Origin of the sequence: Bacillus sp. AY3-1 (assembly GCF_008368785.1) — a bacterium.
Classification (GTDB): domain Bacteria; phylum Bacillota; class Bacilli; order Bacillales; family Bacillaceae_G; genus Bacillus_A; species Bacillus_A wiedmannii.
The window spans coordinates 1-17,667 of the sequence record NZ_QORZ01000032.1 but is presented as its reverse complement, the minus strand read 5'-3'; the positions used below and the strand labels follow the sequence as shown (position 1 = coordinate 17,667).

The window sequence follows — 17,667 nt, the reverse complement described above, 5'->3', positions numbered from 1 at the left end:
TCCAATGGTCTATTCCTAAGTTTTCGTATGTAGCAACTCCTTTATACGAAACCATCTATATTAAGAAAAAGTCTTTATATATGTACCCCACTCTGTAATATACACATTTGCAAACAATTTAACATCCTCTTTGTATCGCGTTCTTTATAATCATTTAAACATGCAATTTGAATCCAATTATTCTTTTGTAAATACGATGACTCATAATGAACAATGTATCCTTGTAACGCTAACGCATCGCCAATCACCTTAGAAGACTGATTTTCATTTAATTCAATGGTAACTATAATTGGCGCGGCATGTTCTTTAGGTGAAACAAGATTTAGACCCATATTAGTAATAGCTTGTTCAATATATGCATACATCTCGTTTATTTTTTCAAATACTTTTGCATCTTCAAATCTCTTTAATGCTTCTTGCAGTGCATAAATTAAATTCCATGAATGAGAATATGGAATACTTTCATTTTCTTCGTACATACCAACGTCCATATAGGCCGGTAATGTCTCGTTTACTTTCACATTATGATTATAAAAAACGAAAGATAATCCAGTAAACGATTTAATTGCCTTTCCGCTAACACCGCTTGCAAAATATACATCCTTCAAGTCTATCGGTATTGCTCCAATCGAACTGATACAATCTACACATAGCTTCACATTATACTTTTTACTTAAAACATTTAGCTTGTCTAAATCATTTAACATTCCAGTTGATGTTTCATGGTGAACAAAACAAAGCCATTCATAATTGCCAGTTCCCATTATTTTTTCTAATTCGGTATAAATAAACGGTTCTCCCATTTCTTTTTTATACGTATCAAAATGTAATTGCGCGCGTGATGCATGTCCAACTAATCTATTACCAAATTCCCCATTTGTTAATACTAGTCCTTTCCCTTTTAAAGAACGTAACTGTAAAGCAATAGCATCATTTGCTAACGTCCCTGTTCCTAACATAAGTTGTACATGCTTTGCTTTTGTCATGTGAAGTAACCGTTTTTTCACATTGTCCATCGTCACTTGAAATAACTGAGAACGATGCGAAATAGGCTTAGTAGAAAATGCCTTTCGAACATTTTCTTCAATATCTACTGGACCAGGTAAAAACGTATATTCTTTCGTCATAATTCCCCCAACACTCGATGCTTCAAACATAGCAGGGGTAACATACATTGGCTGGAAGGCTGCTGCTTCTGTACCAACTAACGTATGGAAAGATTTGAATCCCATTTGCTCATATAAAGGTAGTTCACGTGTTGTAGCAGAAATGAGTGCTAATTCATATCCATTTAGAAGCAAATAACGATGTAAAAAGCGAATTAAACCTAACAACGCTCTTCCATTTCTATATTCACGTTCTACTGAAAGTAAACGAATTTCATATACATTTTCTCCATGTTCTTGCAAATAATAATCTAGATTTGGAATTTTATTGTCTAACGAGAATGGTCGTTTTCCTCTCAATGTAACCATACCTACTAACTTATCGTCATGTAAACAAATTAAATATGTATTTTCTTCATGGAAACGATCTATACGAACACGCTCTTTCGTTTCTTCATGTTGCGGAATTTCTTCTACAAATGTTTTATAATTCAACTTATGTATACTTTCTAATTCCCAAGCTTGATCAGCAACTTTATAAATTAACCCCATGCCTTCTCTCCTTTATGTATTTAATAAAAATTATAAGTGGAGATTAACTCCACTTATAAAAAGTTCATTTCATTCTCGATTTACATATAAAATAAGTACAATGATAAGTGCACTTAAAATAGTCGTAACAATAGAGTAAGAATACAAAATCATGCACACTGGTAAACAAGCGATTGTAATTAGTCCTGGCTTAGTAAATCCTTTAAAGATTAAATAAAATATAATGAAAACAGCAACAAGGGTAAGCGCTATCAAATAATCAAATGCAATTAATCCTCCAATAAATGTTGAAATCCCTTTTCCACCCTTGCCTTTAAATAAAATCGGGTAAATATGTCCAAGTAAAACAGCCAGTAAAGCTAACATTACAAATGTAGAATCTTCAAAAAGGTATTTTGCAATAGAAATTACGATTGCCCCTTTGATCGCATCACCTAAAAATGTAGCGACGAAATACCCTTTTCCATATACCCGCCCCATATTTCTTGCGCCAGGATTACCGCTTCCTTCCTGCCGAATATCAACATTATGTTTCCATTTCGTCACTATATAAGCGGTCAATATGTTTCCAAATAAATAAGAAGCCACCAAATACAAAAATTGCATACTATTAATCATGTAATCATTCACTTTCTACATGGGAGTACTTATACAATATTCAATGACTATGTATATTGTACTTTTCTTACTGTACATCCCTTTATACATTTTAACATCATATTTTTACAAATCATACAAAAATTCTCATGCAGCTATTTATTAAAATATAAATTCTTCATTAAGTAATAAGTTCCTTTCACTGCTAGTTCTGATGGTGATACAAATATAACTTCTCCCATACTTTTCTCGCAGCATTTCTTAAATTCAGCATATATTTCAGGAACGAAACGTAATATACTGCCACTTACTGCAATTGAAGTTGATAAATCAAACTGCATCTTATTGTAAATATTCAACGTAATTCTCGTTAATTCCGTAGCCGCTTGCACCATAATTTCACGTGCGTCATCATTCCCATTTCTCGCTTCCTCAATAATGAATGGTGCGATTGCTGCAACTTTATCTTTTGATGAACTATAAACTAGTCTTTTTATATGAGACGACGTCAAAAGTTGAAACTCATCTTGAATTCTTAAGCTTAATGGGCAAAGTGCAACGCCTTGATCAAATTGATTTGCCATTCTCTTTAAACATTGTAATGCAATCCAATATCCACTTCCTTCATCTCCTAAAATATGTCCCCATCCCCCACTATACTCGTACACTTCCCTTTTCTTTCCTATACAAATCGCACCTGTACCGCCAATTGTTAAAATTCCATCCTTTCCTTTTAAAGCAGCTGCATGAGCAATCATTGCGTCATTAAAAACTTCAATTTGTGTTCCGTACTTCTTTTTTAGACGTAATGTTAACTCATTCGTATTTGCTCCACTTACACCCGCTAATCCTAAACAAATACAAACGCAATTCCCATTTAATAACCCTCTCTGGCATTGATCAATCGCTTCCATAATATGAAAAAGTGCTTCTTCAAAATCTATTAATATATTTCCAAAACCACTCGTAGCCCTTTCAAGTTCACTTCCGTCTTGATTAAATGCAATTGCTTCTGTCTTTGTTCCCCCGCCGTCTACTCCAATCATATATTTCATATGTTCGCCTCATTCTCTTCAGATTGGAGGGAATGTTATATTCCCTAAAACTACAGATTGCTTTGCACCTGTTGCACTTGGCACATTACTCGGATTACGATGATACGTTTCGTTTGCTAAAATGGCAAAGGCGATTGCTTCTTTCGCCTCTGAAGAATAGCCTATATCTTCTTGAATGAATATGGCGCATTTTTCATCCTTCAATCCATACCGTATCATTTCAACAAGTGTACGATTATAACTGCCGCCACCGCCTAAAATCACCTCATCGATTTCATAATACGGCAGAATAAACTCCTTATACTGATGAACGATTGAACTTGCTGTAAACATCGTGACAGTCGTCGATATATTTTCTTTACTATGCTTTTCATACTGCTTCAACAACTCACTGACAAATTCTTCTCCAAACTGTTCTCTACCAGTTGATTTCGGTGGATTCATTTTCAAAAATGGATGGTTCATACAATAGGTCAATATTTCATCTACAACTACTCCCTGTTTTGCAATCTTACCATTTTGATCGTATGACAACTGAAATAGCCTTTGACACATTTCATCAATTATCATATTACCTGGACCAGTATCAAAAGCTATAACGTTCTTATCACTTAGGTGACTTGGTATTACTGTAACATTACCGATCCCGCCAATATTTTGTAGTAGTCTATTTTTAGTTGGATGACGATACAAAATGATTTCTGAATATGGTACAAGTGGTGCACCTTGCCCCCCTGCTGCGATATCCATCGTTCGAAAATTAGAAATAACCGTCGTATTCGTTTCATATGCTATAACTGCTGGTTCTCCAATTTGCAATGTGGAAGGAATCATATTACCATCTTGCTTTGGCTGATGATAAATCGTTTGTCCATGAGAACCTATTAAATCTAATTGTTTCAAAGGAAAGTTGACCTCTTTACAAACTTCCTTTACAGCATTGGCGAAGCATAAACCGAGTTTGAAATTTAAACTGCATATGAGTTGTACATTTGAATTTTCTATTGATAATGCCTGCTGGATTTCATTTTTCATATCATTATAAAATGGCACAGTAATAAAATGGATGAGTTCAACTTTAGAGCCTACACCACTCCCTTCTATATGAACGAGTGCTACATCTATTCCGTCTAACGAAGTACCGGACATTATCCCTGCAATATACATAACATGCATGACCTCCCCTTTACTAAAAAACGATCATGTAAGTTACAAACGTACAACCGATCGAAAATAATATAAATCTATAAAACAACTGAGCTTTTGATGCAAACGATCCATCAATGAAAGAAACAACTACTGTAAGCAAAATACTTGCCGCAATGCTTGTAACGAGCCATATACTATACATTTGTGATAAATCTAGCATTCTTAATAAAGGTACAAAAAGTAAATTTGCACATATCACTCCAAATAATAATAAAAATACACCTTTATAACTAAATTTTATATTCATTCCATTTCACCCTCTCTGGACTTCATGTGAAAGAAGTGATAGACAAAATGCCTATCACTCAAAAATAAAATATAAAACTTACGGATTAACAGATTCCCCATCACCATTTTTCTCAATTTCAAGCATGTTTTTGTCGTACATTTTAAAGAATGGTAAATAAATAAGGAATGATATTGTTATGTTTATAAATACGAGTACAATCGCTCTCCAATCCCCACCTGTCGCTAAATATGCACCAATTGGAGCTGGTAATGTCCATGGAGGCATTATATGTGTTGGTGTAACAAACCCCATCGCAGTTGCTGAGTATGCAATAGTTGCTGTTACTAGTGGTGTAATGATAAATGGGATAATTAATATTGGGTTTAGTACGATTGGCAATCCAAAAATAACAGGTTCATTAATATTAAAAATACCAGGTACAATACAACTTCTCGATAATGCTTTCGAATATTTCGATCTACCAAATACGATCATGGCTAATACAAGTCCTAGCGTTGCGCCCGAACCACCAATCCATATAAACCATTGGTATAATGGTTCTGGTGAAATGAATGGTAACTGATTTGCGCCACTAGCAACTGCTTCACCATTTTTCCCTAAATATACTTCCCATAATGGCCGGGCAACAGTTCCAACAACCGACACACCATGAATTCCGAATGACCAAAAAAATGTAATTAAAAATACTGGAATGATTACACCGAAGTAACTATCACCAGCTTTTACTAACGGTGCCGCTAATTTATCAACTACATGATGTAAATCAATACTAAAAACGACAGTTACTAAACTCATTAAAATAATAACGAATGCAGCAGGTATAAGTGCTTCAAACGAACGTGAAACAGACGGCGGTACTTGTTCTGGCATTTTAATCATTACATTTTTCGTCTTACAAAATCTTAATATCTCAACTGATAAAATAGAAACAATCATTGTCACGAATAATCCATGACCCCCGAGATTTGTCATCGGAAGCATAAACCCTTTTTTATCAATTAATTCAGGCGTTAATGTTAATAGTAATGAACATACTGCAAGCTGTGCTCCTGATAAAGCATCTAGCTTATAACTTTTCGCTAAATTATATCCTATTCCAAATGCTATATATAAAGACATAATAAACATCGTTAAACGATATGGTATTAATATACTTGTTTGATTTTTTAATGCCCAAACAGATATGAAACTATCTTTCGGTAATGGTGGAAATGCTACGATTAAAAAGAAACTTCCTACAATAATAAATGGTAACGCTGAAATAACTCCATCACGGATTGCTTGTAAATGCCTCTGTTCAGAAAGCCTTGCCATCGGTCCAGATAAGTTTCTATCAAGAAACGTGACAAATTTATTCATAACGCTTCCCCCTAACGAATTAAATCATTTACAGTTTTTAATAAAGTCGGTCCGCCAAGCGGCGTGTATGCTTGTGGCGGTATGATACCGCACGGGATAGATTCCTCTTCTGCGAATTTTTTAACAGAGTCAAATCTATGTCTTACTTGAGGTGCAACCATTACAACGTCCCAGCCATTCTTTACTTCTTCCTCTATCTCACTTGTTCCAATGGCATGGACTTCCATGTTTACACCTTTTTTCTCCGCCTCTTTTTTTAAAGCGTTTACAACAATTGCACTGGACATCCCTCCAGAACAAACGAATAAAACCTTCATTTATTAATCCTCCTATACTTATAAATTATCCCCTTCGGATGAAAGGAAGTTTCACTTTACTAACAAGCATATGAAGAAGTAAAAGAATTTAGTTATATTGAAAGTAAATTTCAGTAAAAATATTTTTCCTATTAAATTAATGTTTCAATATTTATTTTTCTCAATTATAAGTACAACCTCACCTCGGATATCATATTAGCTAACCATATAATAGGGAGGCGTATAAATAATCATGAAACGTTTATTAGTGATATGTTGTATCGTCATCTTTTTTATTCCTTTCTCTTTCATTTCTCCTCACTCTACTTACGCTGAAGTAAATACTACGTATAAAAAACACGAATTACGTGCTGTATGGATTGCATCTGTACTTAATATTGACTGGCCCTCAAAAACTGGCTTACCTATCGCAAATCAAAAACAAGAGTTTATTAGATTATTAGACGATGTAAAAAACACTGGTATGAATGCAGTCGTTGTACAAATTAAACCAACTGCTGATGCTTTTTATCCTTCCAATTACGGTCCTTGGTCTGAATACATTACGGGGACACAAGGAAAAGACCCTGGATATGATCCACTCGCATTTATGATTGCAGAAGCACATAAAAGAAATATAGAATTCCACGCATGGATTAATCCATATCGAATAACGATGAATCACACCGATATAAATCGATTATCGAATAATCACCCTGCAAAACAGCATCCGGATTGGGTTGTACCTTATGGCGGGAAATTATATTACAACCCTGGTATTCCAGAAGTGAAAAAATTTATAACAGAAGGTGCTTTAGAAATTGTACAAAATTACGATGTTGATGCATTACATATGGATGATTATTTTTATCCATATAAAGTAGCGGGTGAACAATTCCCCGATCAAAAAACGTACGAAACATATAATAAAGGTAAATTTACAAATATAGAGGATTGGCGACGTGACAATGTAAATGAACTTGTCAAAGGTTTAAATACTGCTATAAAACAAGAAAAATCATACGTAAAGTTTGGCATAAGTCCGTTCGGCGTATGGCGAAATATAGCTGACGATCCAACTGGCTCTAACACAACTGCAGGCCAAAGAAACTATGATGACCTTTATGCTGATACACGTGAATGGATACAAAAAGGTTATATTGATTACATTACACCGCAAATATATTGGAATATTGGTTTCACACCAGCTGCATATGACATATTAGTAGATTGGTGGGTAAAAGAAACAAATAATAAACCGATTCACCTATACATCGGTCAGGCAGCCTATAAAATTAATAATAATTCTGTCCCCGCTTGGTCTGATCCTGAAGAATATCCAAGACAAATTACATTAAACCGGTTATATCCTGAAATAAAAGGTAGTATGCATTTCAGCTTAAAAGATATGAATAACAATCCTCTAGGGGTTAAAGATAGACTCACAAACGACATATATAAACATCCTGCATTAATCCCACCTATGCCTTGGCTTGATCATGATCCACCAAAACAACCGACTTTAAAAGGTGCTATTCCAAGAGATGAAGGTATTGCAGTAGGTATCATTGATAATAGAGATAATGACTCTGCTTATTACGCCATTTACCGTGTGAATGGCAAAAATGAAGTGGATATAGAAAATCCGAAACATTTACTTACTACTGTAAGAAAAACAAAACTTGGAGAAATTTATGTAGATAAAACAGCTATTTCTGGAGAAACGTACACGTATGTAGTAACTGCAGTTGATCGATTGCATAATGAAAGTGTTGCTTCTAGTCATACAACCGTTAAAGCAAAATAACAACTAATAAAAAAACGCCTTAAAAGCTAAGAACTATAGCTTTAAGGCGCTTTTTTTATTTATTTTTAAACTTCTCAGTCGCTGCTCTCATCTTCACATTCAAATCGTGATCAATCGAGTCACGAATATCTCGCTCGACAACTTCCATTTCTTTTTGGAAATTTTGCAAGTAGATTTTTAATTCTTCTTCTTTTTCTGGTCGTTGTGAAGGTGGTAATTGTACGACTAACGATAGCATCGCTGTTAAATCTTTCATTAAGAACGTTTCAAGTTTATGTTGTTGTTCAAACATACGTTGCTCCTGATAATACGGCAAGGCATTTAATACTGAAATTGTAATTTCATCAACCGTTCTTTGTAATGAAGGGTTTATTGATCGTTTATACGTTTGAATTGTATTTAATGCATCTGGATATCGATCATAAAAATACAATTTATAAAATGAAAGGTCTGATGGTTTTACTGTTTGCTGCGTTTCTTGTCTTAAAAAATCTTTTACTTTCATCGCCGCTATATCAATATCTTCATTTGTAAGTTTTTTCGTTGTTTTTGCCATTACATGTACTTTTTTCTGTTTTTCTTTCGGTAACATTGAGAATACTTGCTCTCTCGTACGTTGACCCGATGCACAGAAAAGAGTGTTTAATGTATATTGTTCTTTCTTTCCTTCCGTACGAATCCAGCGATAAAAGAGTGGGTGTTGTGTAAATTCTTGTAGAAACGGTAATGATTTATTCGATAACTTATCTAAAGAATCATGTGCTCTTTTATATGGTTTTGTCCATGAAAAATACAGTTTACGTCCGAAATATACAACTAAAACAACGACAGTAAATGCGATTAAAAGCAATGTACCCAATAGTACTAATACTGTTTGAATGAAACTCATTTTTTCACCTCCTCTAAAAGTCTGTTATTTTCTTGGACGCTGAATGAGTTTTTGTTTCATTTCATCATTAAATGTGTCTAATTCAATTACAAACTTCTTACTTGACTCAATAATACGTTCTGATGATTTCTCAGAAGCTTCAATCGCAGCAAATACATTTTGGAATGATTCACGTAATTTATCCATGCTAATAGCAGGATTTTCAAGAAGTTTTGTTGTTTCTTCTGTATTTTGTTTTAATGCTTGTGAGTTACTTAATACCATAGATTCAATTGCTTCATTTGTCGCATTCACTGCATCAATTGTTTTACGCTGATTTGTTAACGCTAGCTGGATAGCAGCTGAAACTGTTACAACGTTTTGCGTCATCGTAATTGCATTACGAATTGCCTCTGTTAACTTTTCATTATTTTTCTTAATAATGTCTACAGATGCGATAGATTGTAATAGTACACTTTTCGCTTGCTGCATATTTCGTGTACGTACTAGAATTTTTTCTAATGCATCGTTAATTAATGGAATATCTCTTTGACGTTCTGGATTTTGTTTCTCAGCTTCCAGCATACCAGCGAGTTTTCTTCCTAAGTATACTTGTTTATCAAGAGCGTGAATTTTATCGTGCGATTGTTCTTTAAGCATTTCAAGACCAACTGTATCTTCTTGTAAGTTGTCACGACCAATTAGAAGGGATCTTATAATCTCTTCAATTTGTTTATCTATAGATTGATATTTATGCACGTATGTTTCAAGTGGATTTTTCTTGAATACTTTAAACATAATTTTCTTCATACCACTTGCTTTTAATGAATTCGGATCAAGCTCTGATACCACTTTGCGTAATTCTAACAATGTATTTGGAATTTCTTCATTCTTTCCATTCATCATCGCTGTTACAGGACGTTTTAATGCTGATAACGTTTGTCCTGCTGCTTGTTGCTCTTTATCCCCTAAATCTCCTAGCTGTGACAATACTTTTGATAAATCCGTATTTTGCTCGCTATTTAATTTTTGTACATAAAGATCAGCTTCTTTATTCAGTTCCTCTAATTCTTGATCTTTTATAACTGTATCTACTACTACTTCTACATTATTATCTTTCACAATGGATACAGGTTCTTTTTTCTCGAGTTCAGTCAACAAAATCGCTCCTTTATTTATATGTGCGAATTTATATGCACTATATTTCATCTATTATATCGTATTTCATATACATTCTAACTGCTTGAAATCGATTTTTTTAGAAATGCCTGTTTATGCAGTCATTCCCTGTTTCTTACTATAAGTATACCTGTTCTCAACATTATTTTCCTCAGACTTAAGACCTAGAGAACAACATGCTGAAGGCGGATTCTTCGTATGTTACGTATATAAATTACGTCCTTCCCATCCTACTGTACTCAATCTTTTGACATACACCCTTTGTCAATGTGATAATTACATTAGGCTCAATCCTAACTCTTCTTAAGCGCTACAAATGCTCCATTTTGAAATGCCAATAACACCGTTTCAAACATTTCATCTTCTTCAATCATTTTTCTAAACTCGGCTAACTCACTTGCATGAGAGGTTGCGTTATCAACAATAAGAAAACCCTTTGGTTGTAAAATGCGTTTTATATGCTCAAGCCACCACATGTATTGCGTACGCTCTGAATCTAGGAAAATAAAATCAAATGAGTGATCTAATTGCGCATCTAAAAATGCCCCTGCTTCTTGATTATGAACATCAATCCTTAGTAAAAGGTTTGCCTTTTCAAAATTGACAAGTGCCTCTCCAACTCGTTCTGAAGAAAGCTCTACAGTTGTTACATTTCCATTTGTTTCTTCTACCGCATTAGCTAACCACAATGTAGAATAGCCATTAGAAGTTCCGATTTCTAAAATGTTTTTTGCGCTACACCCTTTTACTAAAATCGATAAAAACTGCCCCATCTCACGAGTAATATTCCGTAACTTTTCTTCCCGTGTTTTTTTATTTCGATCATGCTCTTCTCCATATTGTTCAAGTTGAAATAATAATGAATCTAACGTATCCATTTTTTCATCGCCTTTCCAAAGCAATATGATGAAAAAGCTCTTGCTGCCCGTCTACTTTCATTATATGCGAAACAAAAACCTTTTTCTCGTTATATGACAAAGATTTGAATTTTTTTATAGCATATTGTTTCGTTTTTTGGTAAAGTTAATTTCTACGTGCAATTATTCCATTCATACTATTTTTAATTCAATTGCAGTTATTAAAAAATATAAACCCCAATTAAATGAATCGGTATTTCAAATTCAATTAAGCGCCCTTTCCGGACGCATTTTCTTTTGTTTATATATTTCTAGAAGAAAGGATGCTTACAATGAACGTGATTAGCTTAGATGCTGCTCGAAAGCGCAAACAGCATAAAAAATTAATGATTACTATACCGATTATTTCACGTATTTATGAAGAAGATGGGGAAATTAAATTTGAGGTAGCAGGCGAAAAAGATGTACCTCTTGAAATGTTAGAGAAATAAAAAAAAGACGCACTTCTAAAGAAATGCGTCTTTTTTTATACTGTTACATTTAAGTGCATAAGTTTTTCAGGATTAACCATCATATAAATGTTTGAGATTTTCTCATTTTCAAATATAAATGAAAGTACATAAGTCACTTTATTATTTACTTTAACAATAACACCTGGGGCACCATTTACCATCTTACAATCAACATTGTACTCTTCCGGGAACTTCTTCCCAATTCCAAAGAATAAACGTATAATTCTATCTGCAGAATAGATTGGATGGATTGCAGTTGTAGCTTTACCACCACCATCAGCTTTTAATATCGCATCTGTTTTTAATACTTCTAACATACCTTGCGCATCCCCACACTGCAATGATGATACAAATTTCTCCACATAGGCAGCCATCTTCTTCGTACTTAATGTTGACTGCTTCGGCCTATCCAAAATACTTTTTCGTGCACGTTGAAAGATTTTTCGGCAGTTCGCACTACTCTTATCTACAATTGAAGCGATTTCTTCGTATTCATAACTGAAAACCTCTCTTAATATGAACACAACTCTCTCTACCTCAGACAATTGTTGTAAAAGTAATAAATATGCCGTAGAAATTGATTCTTTCATTACAAATGACTCTGATGGATCATCAACCTCTTCCACAAATGGCTCTGGCAACCACATCCCGACATATACGTTCCGTTTATGTGCTGCCGAACGTAATTTGTCAATTGAGCGATTTGTTACCATTTTACATAAATAGGCTCTCATATTTTCTATAGATTGAACGTCCTCCATATTATTAAGTGATATAAATACGTCATGGACGATATCTTCAGCATCCATAACACTCCCAAGGATTCTATATGCTAACGAAAATAATAATAATTGATACGTTTCATATAATTGCTCCGTTTCCATGGTGAATTGCCTCACTTTCGGATTGCTTTAATATGTGTAACGCTGCACGTTTTCCGCTTGCCACCGCAGCATCAGCTAATATTTCATCATGCCCAGCCCAATCTCCTGCAACGTAAACACCTGGCATTCCAGGTATGTTAGGGCCAGGTTTTTCAACACGGTCAATATGAGGAAAATCATATACTACCGTTATTTCCGGTAAATATTGCTGTGCAACAACTTCTCTTTTCCAATTCGGATGTAACAATTCCATTGCATTTTCTAACTGTTCTTTCTCTTCTTGAATATGATTCAGCTCTAGTACAGAGTTATGGTATTTAATTAGACTCACTACAATTGATCCATCTTCACTTAATTTAGCTGCTCTCGATTGATTCGTGAAAAATATAGATTGATCTAAGCCTAATACAAATTGATGTGTAGGATTGGGTAATCGTCTCAAACCAATATCTAATGCAGCAACGGTAACCGGTACTGATTGTTCACTCCATCTATGCAAACTTGTTCCTTCCGCACCTTTTATAATTTTACAAGCTTCTTTCGATGGAGTTGTTACAATGACTGCACCTGCTTCAAATACTTCATCGTCAAAACATTGTATTCTTTGTTTCCCTTCACAATGCTCTATTTTCAAAACATGCTTTTTAGCCAGAAATTGCACACCACTAGTACTTGCTATATTCCTTAAATTTGTTATTATCGTCTCCCAACCGCCATCTACATAAAGTACTCCTTCTTTCATAGAAAGCTGTATTTGCTTTAGTACAGAAGATGCTAATTGTATTGTAGGAGCATACGTATATGTTGTTGTTCGGCATAATGCATAAAATATGTTTCGAACCATTGGATCTTTAATTTCATTTTCTGCCCATGTAGTTAGGCTCATTTTCGGAACTTTTCCTACATCTAAGTTTCCTAAATGAATCATTAGACGAGCGAACTGGACTTTTGCAGACCATGAAAGTAACGGTGTTGATAAAATAGAGCGAAAATCTGTTGGAATGGTATAAATATCCCCTTTCCATATTCCATGTGCTTTTGTAGATGGGACCCCACATGGAAGGTTCATACCTAACTCATTAAAAGTTATAAACGCTTCTCCACCTCTATATAAAGCATGTGCACCAAGATTCATACAAATGCCATTTTTATTTATAGTCATCCCTCGGCCACCGAAGTGACTGGACTTTTCTAATACAATAACTTTCCTTCCAGCTTTCGCTAAATATATAGATGCTGTTAATCCAGCAAGCCCACCACCAACAATTGCTACATCAAAATGTTTCATAATAAAATCCCTCCTTATACGTTCTACATACAAGACGAACGATTAAGGGGGGATGTGACATTCAGTTACACATAATTTATTTCATCTAACCACTTTATTGCAGTATCAACTGTCAAACAGTTACACCTTCTACAAACAAACTTATTTACATAATAATGTTATTTTCTAATCAATTACATGCTGGTGCCAAATTTCTCTTTCTTCTTCAGACATCCCCCCTATTATTTTTGAAAAATCTATTTTCCTATCAAATGAGTCTTTTAACATATAAAATTGTTCAAACGATCCTGTAAATATTTCCAATGATCGAGAACAACAAACCGTTTCAAGGTTATCAATTGTTGCGCCATCTAATTCTAATTCCTTTAGCCCTTTCATTTTACCTAATGCCGATACATCTTTTACCTTTGTATCTGTCAATTTTATATTTTGAATTGACGCATTGTGTTGAAAACAATTTAAATTAGCAATGATGCTATTTTCAAATTCAATTGTTATTAACTTATTTAAATTTTGCAAAACAAGCAAATCCAATTCACTAACATTTTCTAAACCTAAAATATACAAATGCTTTAAAGTATCTACTTTTGAAATTGCATAGAGCTGCTCGCGATTTGAAATATGTACAGTAAGCGATTCTAACTTTTTAAACTGCGGTAGTAACGAAAAATCTTGAATACTAGTATGTGAAATATCTAATTTTTTTAATGATGGCATTTCTACAAATGCCGATAGATTATTTACCCTCGTATTCTTTATATTCATTTCTTGTAAGTGCCGTAAATGTAATATTGGCGTTAAATCTTGAACCGGATTTTTAACTAAATATAATTTCTTTAAAGAATTCATTCGTTCTAATCCTGTTAAATCTTTAATTTCATTTCCAGATAAAATTAGTTCTCTCACTTCCGTACACATCTGTAATGGACTAATATCTTCTATTCCGTTTCCACCTAAATATAATCTCTTCTCTCTAATAAACTTGTCTGCACGTTCAGATGGTCCCACTATATTTCTCCAATTCTCATCTAAACTATCGTACCAATCTTTCACCTTATTTTCAGATTGAAATATAAATTGAGGATGTAAAACAGGTAATTCAATATTAAATAAAGCGTCTAAAAAATGTATATTATCATTAGCACCATAACTCCAATATAAATAATCTTCCTCTTGATGAATGGTGAAATTTTTATTTTTTAGCGTTTGTAAAATAAATAGTAACAAATCTGAAATTCTATTTGCAATTACATATTTCACTTCTTCATCTCGTCCAAAATTAATAACTTGTCCCACTTTCCCCTTTTCATCCGGATCAAAATCTATTCCTAAATTGTTACCGCCATAATCTTTACTAATAGGTATCCAATTGTGATTCACATATCTTTCCTTAATATATTCTGTTGGTATTGAAAATGCATCAAAATTAAAAAAATCATCCTCTTCAATTCTTTTCCATATTCTCCACTCATCCAAAACTTCATCTAACGAGAGAAATGGCAAACCAAAAAACAACCCTGGTCCTGATTTATCCTCACCGTTATGTGCAAGATAAAGATTACGTAATTCATCTGGAAACGCAATTCCCATTTCACTTTCGGCATATTGAATTTCTTCTATTGTTGCAGGTGCATTCAAAAACGGTTGAAAGTAATTTTTTAATTCAACTTCCAACTCTTTTAAAATAGTATGGTTCATTTTCTGCACTCCCCTTGTACTCCAAATTAAAAAAGCGCTATCTTTTACATTAATTGTAATTAATAGCACCTTTTTTCGCAATGAAACTCTTGTAATTATAGTGCATTCAAACGAACATTTTTATCACTTTACAAACGAAGAGCAGCAACGCTTTCACATTTCAATAACTAGACTCATATCCTAAATTCAAATTGCATGAAAATATAAGAAAGGCGGGTAATACAAATGACTTCTAATATCGACTACACTTCCCCCTCAACAAATTTCACTCATGATTTAAATAAAAGTAATTTTTTTAAGAAAGATGCCCAAAATTATATAAACGTACTTGGCATAAAACAATTAAATACTTTAGAAAATACTTCTTTATTAGATATCTATTTAAGTACAGGAAATGTTGTAGAGCCACATATTCATCAAAATGCAGCTGAACTTGTTTACTGTATTTCAGGATCTGCTGTTATTTCCTTACTTAATCCTTTTACAAACCAAATATTAAACTTACCGATAAAACCAGGGCAAGTTGCCAACATTCCACAAGCGTGGTGGCATTATGAAATTGCTACAGCAGATGGTACTCACTTATTAGCTATTTTCAATGCCCCAACCCCAGAAGTTATTTTTGGTTCTGATATTTTAAGATTAACTCCCGCTAATATGATGGCTCATACTTACTGTCTCGATGAACAACAATGGAAACAAGCGATATCCCCTATTCAATCCACTACAGTAATTGGTCCTCCAGCAAACTGTAATCAGAACCGCGGCACGATAAACCCAACAACTCAGCCTCCTAATCCACAACAAAATTTATATTACCAAGATTCATATTATTTCCCTCTTTACTGGGGATATTAATTTATATACTGAAAAGACAATTATTCATCTCCGCGGAAAATACGCAGGAGATTTTTTATTGTATATCCTCCATTCCTATTTTTTTCGTAACAATTAATAGAGTACATACATATAATATTTATATATTTAATTGGAGGTGATAGTACTATGAGTAATTATAACTATCGAAAAAACTACTCTAATAATAAAAATAGTAGTTCATCAGCATCCTCTCAATCTTCCAATTCTCAATCTTCCAATTCCCAATCGCAAAGAGATTTAGCCGATCAAGGCTATGTAAAGAAAAAAGGATGCAACTGTAATAAAAACAAATAGTTTATTACTAATTTGAACAATAATATTTCAACGCTCACGATAAATATCTTTCTTCCCTTGTACACTGTTTATTTAATGGATGAATTCTGTTCTTAATAGAATTCATCTTTTTTGTTTATTGGTAATTTTTTAAACGATATAACTTACTCCATAAACAATAGAGTACAAATTATAAATTTTGATTTTTTTATACCAACTTAACAAAGAGTAATTTCTCAATTGATTTATCACCAATCTTTCCATAAAATATAGCCCTTCCTAATAAAATTAGGAAGGGCTATATACAAATGTCAGTTTAAATTTCAAACAACCATTGTAACAAGTTAGACGATATTAATACCTGCACTTACAAATCCAGCTACTGCAACTGCTTTTCCGACTTTTACGTATTACAACTTTTATGTAAACGGCATTCTTCAACCTAGTGTGAACTCCAGTATTACTACTGGACCTACTGGTGCTATTACAATTCCTGGCGGAGATGCATTAGACGGCGGAATTCCAATTACAATCGAATTTATCGTCACTTAGTTTAACTACTTTAATGTAGAACAAAAAGACAGATTCTTTTTATTTAAGAATCTGTCTTTTTTAATTAATAATGATGAATTGCAAAATAATTGAAGAACCTTGCGTTGGTGGTTGATTATCCAATAAAGTTAGCTGACCATTACTAACCTGATATAATGGTTGTGGTTGAAGTATTCCATTAATAAACAAATTAATATAGGAAACCTCATCAGGAGGTAATATGTGTGTTGTACCATATTGAGCTATCCCATCTGAATCTGTATATATAAGTTTTTCTCCATCTGAAAAAGTGTAAAATAATAAATTAGTTGTTGTTATTGGTCCAATAACTCCAGTTGGACCCGTTGCCCCTGTTAAACCAGTCGCACCTGTTACTCCCGGTGATCCTGTTAAACCGGTCGGGCCTGTTACTCCCGGTGATCCCGTTAAACCAGTTGGACCTGTTA

General features: G+C 33.7%; 17 protein-coding genes and 1 pseudogene. 4 read left to right on the top strand and 14 right to left on the bottom strand.

The annotated features are described in order from the left end of the window. Positions 1 to 74 precede the first annotated feature (74 nt). The 7 genes from DN389_RS26285 to DN389_RS26255 all read right to left on the bottom strand — a co-directional run bounded on the left by DN389_RS26285 (position 75) and on the right by DN389_RS26255 (position 6,445). Positions 75 to 1,658: an aminotransferase class V-fold PLP-dependent enzyme gene (locus DN389_RS26285; protein WP_149237758.1), complete on the bottom strand. Its 1,584-nt coding sequence runs from the start codon at positions 1,656 to 1,658 to the stop codon at positions 75 to 77. Positions 1,659 to 1,727: 69 nt separating this feature from the next. Further along, positions 1,728 to 2,276: a glycerol-3-phosphate 1-O-acyltransferase PlsY gene (gene plsY, locus DN389_RS26280; protein WP_087986194.1), complete on the bottom strand. Its 549-nt coding sequence runs from the start codon at positions 2,274 to 2,276 to the stop codon at positions 1,728 to 1,730. Between the two features lie 134 nt (positions 2,277 to 2,410). Continuing rightward, positions 2,411 to 3,310, bottom strand: a complete 900-nt coding sequence (locus DN389_RS26275; protein ID WP_098190465.1) for a BadF/BadG/BcrA/BcrD ATPase family protein — start codon at positions 3,308 to 3,310, stop codon at positions 2,411 to 2,413. Positions 3,311 to 3,328: 18 nt separating this feature from the next. Then, the gene (gene anmK / locus DN389_RS26270; protein WP_098802116.1) at positions 3,329 to 4,477 is read right to left on the bottom strand and encodes an anhydro-N-acetylmuramic acid kinase AnmK; all 1,149 of its coding nucleotides are present in this window, start codon (positions 4,475 to 4,477) and stop codon (positions 3,329 to 3,331) included. A gap of 22 nt (positions 4,478 to 4,499) precedes the next feature. Continuing rightward, a complete protein-coding gene (locus tag DN389_RS26265) occupies positions 4,500 to 4,766 on the bottom strand; it encodes a hypothetical protein (protein WP_001021967.1) in 267 nt (88 codons plus the stop codon). A gap of 78 nt (positions 4,767 to 4,844) precedes the next feature. Then, positions 4,845 to 6,128 carry a PTS sugar transporter subunit IIC gene (locus DN389_RS26260; protein WP_048546835.1) on the bottom strand — a complete coding sequence of 428 codons (1,284 nt, stop codon included), beginning with the start codon at positions 6,126 to 6,128 and terminating at the stop codon, positions 4,845 to 4,847. Positions 6,129 to 6,139: 11 nt separating this feature from the next. Continuing rightward, a complete protein-coding gene (locus tag DN389_RS26255) occupies positions 6,140 to 6,445 on the bottom strand; it encodes a PTS sugar transporter subunit IIB (RefSeq protein WP_000865894.1) in 306 nt (101 codons plus the stop codon). 226 nt (positions 6,446 to 6,671) lie between these two features. Between DN389_RS26255 and DN389_RS26250 the strand changes: the two genes are divergently transcribed. Beyond that, a complete protein-coding gene (locus tag DN389_RS26250; RefSeq protein ID WP_098190464.1) occupies positions 6,672 to 8,231 on the top strand; it encodes a glycoside hydrolase family 10-like protein in 1,560 nt (519 codons plus the stop codon). Positions 8,232 to 8,286: 55 nt separating this feature from the next. Here the strand turns inward: DN389_RS26250 and DN389_RS26245 are convergent, their stop codons facing one another. From DN389_RS26245 to DN389_RS26235, 3 genes are all read right to left on the bottom strand, one after another. Continuing rightward, positions 8,287 to 9,120, bottom strand: a complete 834-nt coding sequence (locus DN389_RS26245; protein WP_088080021.1) for a DUF3974 domain-containing protein — start codon at positions 9,118 to 9,120, stop codon at positions 8,287 to 8,289. A gap of 24 nt (positions 9,121 to 9,144) precedes the next feature. Beyond that, on the bottom strand, positions 9,145 to 10,257 hold the full coding sequence (locus DN389_RS26240) for a toxic anion resistance protein (RefSeq protein ID WP_000137410.1): 1,113 nt from the start codon (positions 10,255 to 10,257) through the stop codon (positions 9,145 to 9,147). Between the two features lie 314 nt (positions 10,258 to 10,571). Next, positions 10,572 to 11,156 (bottom strand): O-methyltransferase, encoded by a 585-nt coding sequence (locus tag DN389_RS26235; RefSeq protein WP_087986200.1) that lies wholly within the window; start codon positions 11,154 to 11,156, stop codon positions 10,572 to 10,574. Positions 11,157 to 11,467: 311 nt separating this feature from the next. Here DN389_RS26235 and DN389_RS28560 point away from each other — a divergent pair, with 311 nt between their 5' ends. Then, positions 11,468 to 11,626, top strand: coding sequence for a hypothetical protein (locus DN389_RS28560; RefSeq protein WP_001100983.1), 159 nt, complete (start codon positions 11,468 to 11,470; stop codon positions 11,624 to 11,626). A 35-nt stretch (positions 11,627 to 11,661) separates the two neighbouring features. On the opposite strand, the gene DN389_RS26230 is transcribed toward DN389_RS28560, so the two are convergent. The 3 genes from DN389_RS26230 to DN389_RS26220 form a co-directional block, all read right to left on the bottom strand. After that, positions 11,662 to 12,531, bottom strand: coding sequence for a sigma-70 family RNA polymerase sigma factor (locus tag DN389_RS26230; protein ID WP_097918440.1), 870 nt, complete (start codon positions 12,529 to 12,531; stop codon positions 11,662 to 11,664). Beyond that, positions 12,509 to 13,819 carry a phytoene desaturase family protein gene (locus DN389_RS26225; protein WP_097994433.1) on the bottom strand — a complete coding sequence of 437 codons (1,311 nt, stop codon included), beginning with the start codon at positions 13,817 to 13,819 and terminating at the stop codon, positions 12,509 to 12,511. The genes DN389_RS26230 and DN389_RS26225 overlap by 23 nt, the downstream gene beginning before the upstream one ends. Before the next feature lie 165 nt (positions 13,820 to 13,984). Then, complete coding sequence (locus DN389_RS26220) at positions 13,985 to 15,517, bottom strand: SMI1/KNR4 family protein (protein WP_097918438.1); 1,533 nt, start codon at positions 15,515 to 15,517, stop codon at positions 13,985 to 13,987. A 225-nt stretch (positions 15,518 to 15,742) separates the two neighbouring features. Between DN389_RS26220 and DN389_RS26215 the strand changes: the two genes are divergently transcribed. Then, positions 15,743 to 16,375, top strand: coding sequence for a cupin domain-containing protein (locus DN389_RS26215; protein WP_097994434.1), 633 nt, complete (start codon positions 15,743 to 15,745; stop codon positions 16,373 to 16,375). A gap of 675 nt (positions 16,376 to 17,050) precedes the next feature. Continuing rightward, positions 17,051 to 17,221: pseudogene (locus tag DN389_RS26210) on the top strand (DUF4183 domain-containing protein); the annotation flags it as partial. A gap of 60 nt (positions 17,222 to 17,281) precedes the next feature. Here the strand turns inward: DN389_RS26210 and DN389_RS29095 are convergent. After that, positions 17,282 to 17,667 (bottom strand): DUF4183 domain-containing protein (locus DN389_RS29095; RefSeq protein WP_149237757.1); only part of this gene is annotated, 386 nt, incomplete at its 5' end.

Bases quoted from the DNA above. Each gene is read 5' to 3' on its own strand.
- plsY (WP_087986194.1), bottom strand. From the start codon at position 2,276: ATGATTAATAGTATGCAATTTTTGTATTTGGTGGCTTCTTATTTATTT.
- DN389_RS26235 (WP_087986200.1), bottom strand. From the start codon at position 11,156: ATGGATACGTTAGATTCATTATTATTTCAACTTGAACAATATGGAGAA.
- anmK (WP_098802116.1), bottom strand. From the start codon at position 4,477: ATGTATATTGCAGGGATAATGTCCGGTACTTCGTTAGACGGAATAGAT.
- DN389_RS26245 (WP_088080021.1), bottom strand. From the start codon at position 9,120: ATGAGTTTCATTCAAACAGTATTAGTACTATTGGGTACATTGCTTTTA.
- DN389_RS28560 (WP_001100983.1), top strand. From the start codon at position 11,468: ATGAACGTGATTAGCTTAGATGCTGCTCGAAAGCGCAAACAGCATAAA.
- DN389_RS26275 (WP_098190465.1), bottom strand. From the start codon at position 3,310: ATGAAATATATGATTGGAGTAGACGGCGGGGGAACAAAGACAGAAGCA.
- DN389_RS26255 (WP_000865894.1), bottom strand. From the start codon at position 6,445: ATGAAGGTTTTATTCGTTTGTTCTGGAGGGATGTCCAGTGCAATTGTT.
- DN389_RS26215 (WP_097994434.1), top strand. From the start codon at position 15,743: ATGACTTCTAATATCGACTACACTTCCCCCTCAACAAATTTCACTCAT.
- DN389_RS26225 (WP_097994433.1), bottom strand. From the start codon at position 13,819: ATGAAACATTTTGATGTAGCAATTGTTGGTGGTGGGCTTGCTGGATTA.
- DN389_RS26265 (WP_001021967.1), bottom strand. From the start codon at position 4,766: ATGAATATAAAATTTAGTTATAAAGGTGTATTTTTATTATTATTTGGA.
- DN389_RS26230 (WP_097918440.1), bottom strand. From the start codon at position 12,531: ATGGAAACGGAGCAATTATATGAAACGTATCAATTATTATTATTTTCG.
- DN389_RS26220 (WP_097918438.1), bottom strand. From the start codon at position 15,517: ATGAACCATACTATTTTAAAAGAGTTGGAAGTTGAATTAAAAAATTAC.
- DN389_RS26285 (WP_149237758.1), bottom strand. From the start codon at position 1,658: ATGGGGTTAATTTATAAAGTTGCTGATCAAGCTTGGGAATTAGAAAGT.
- DN389_RS26260 (WP_048546835.1), bottom strand. From the start codon at position 6,128: ATGAATAAATTTGTCACGTTTCTTGATAGAAACTTATCTGGACCGATG.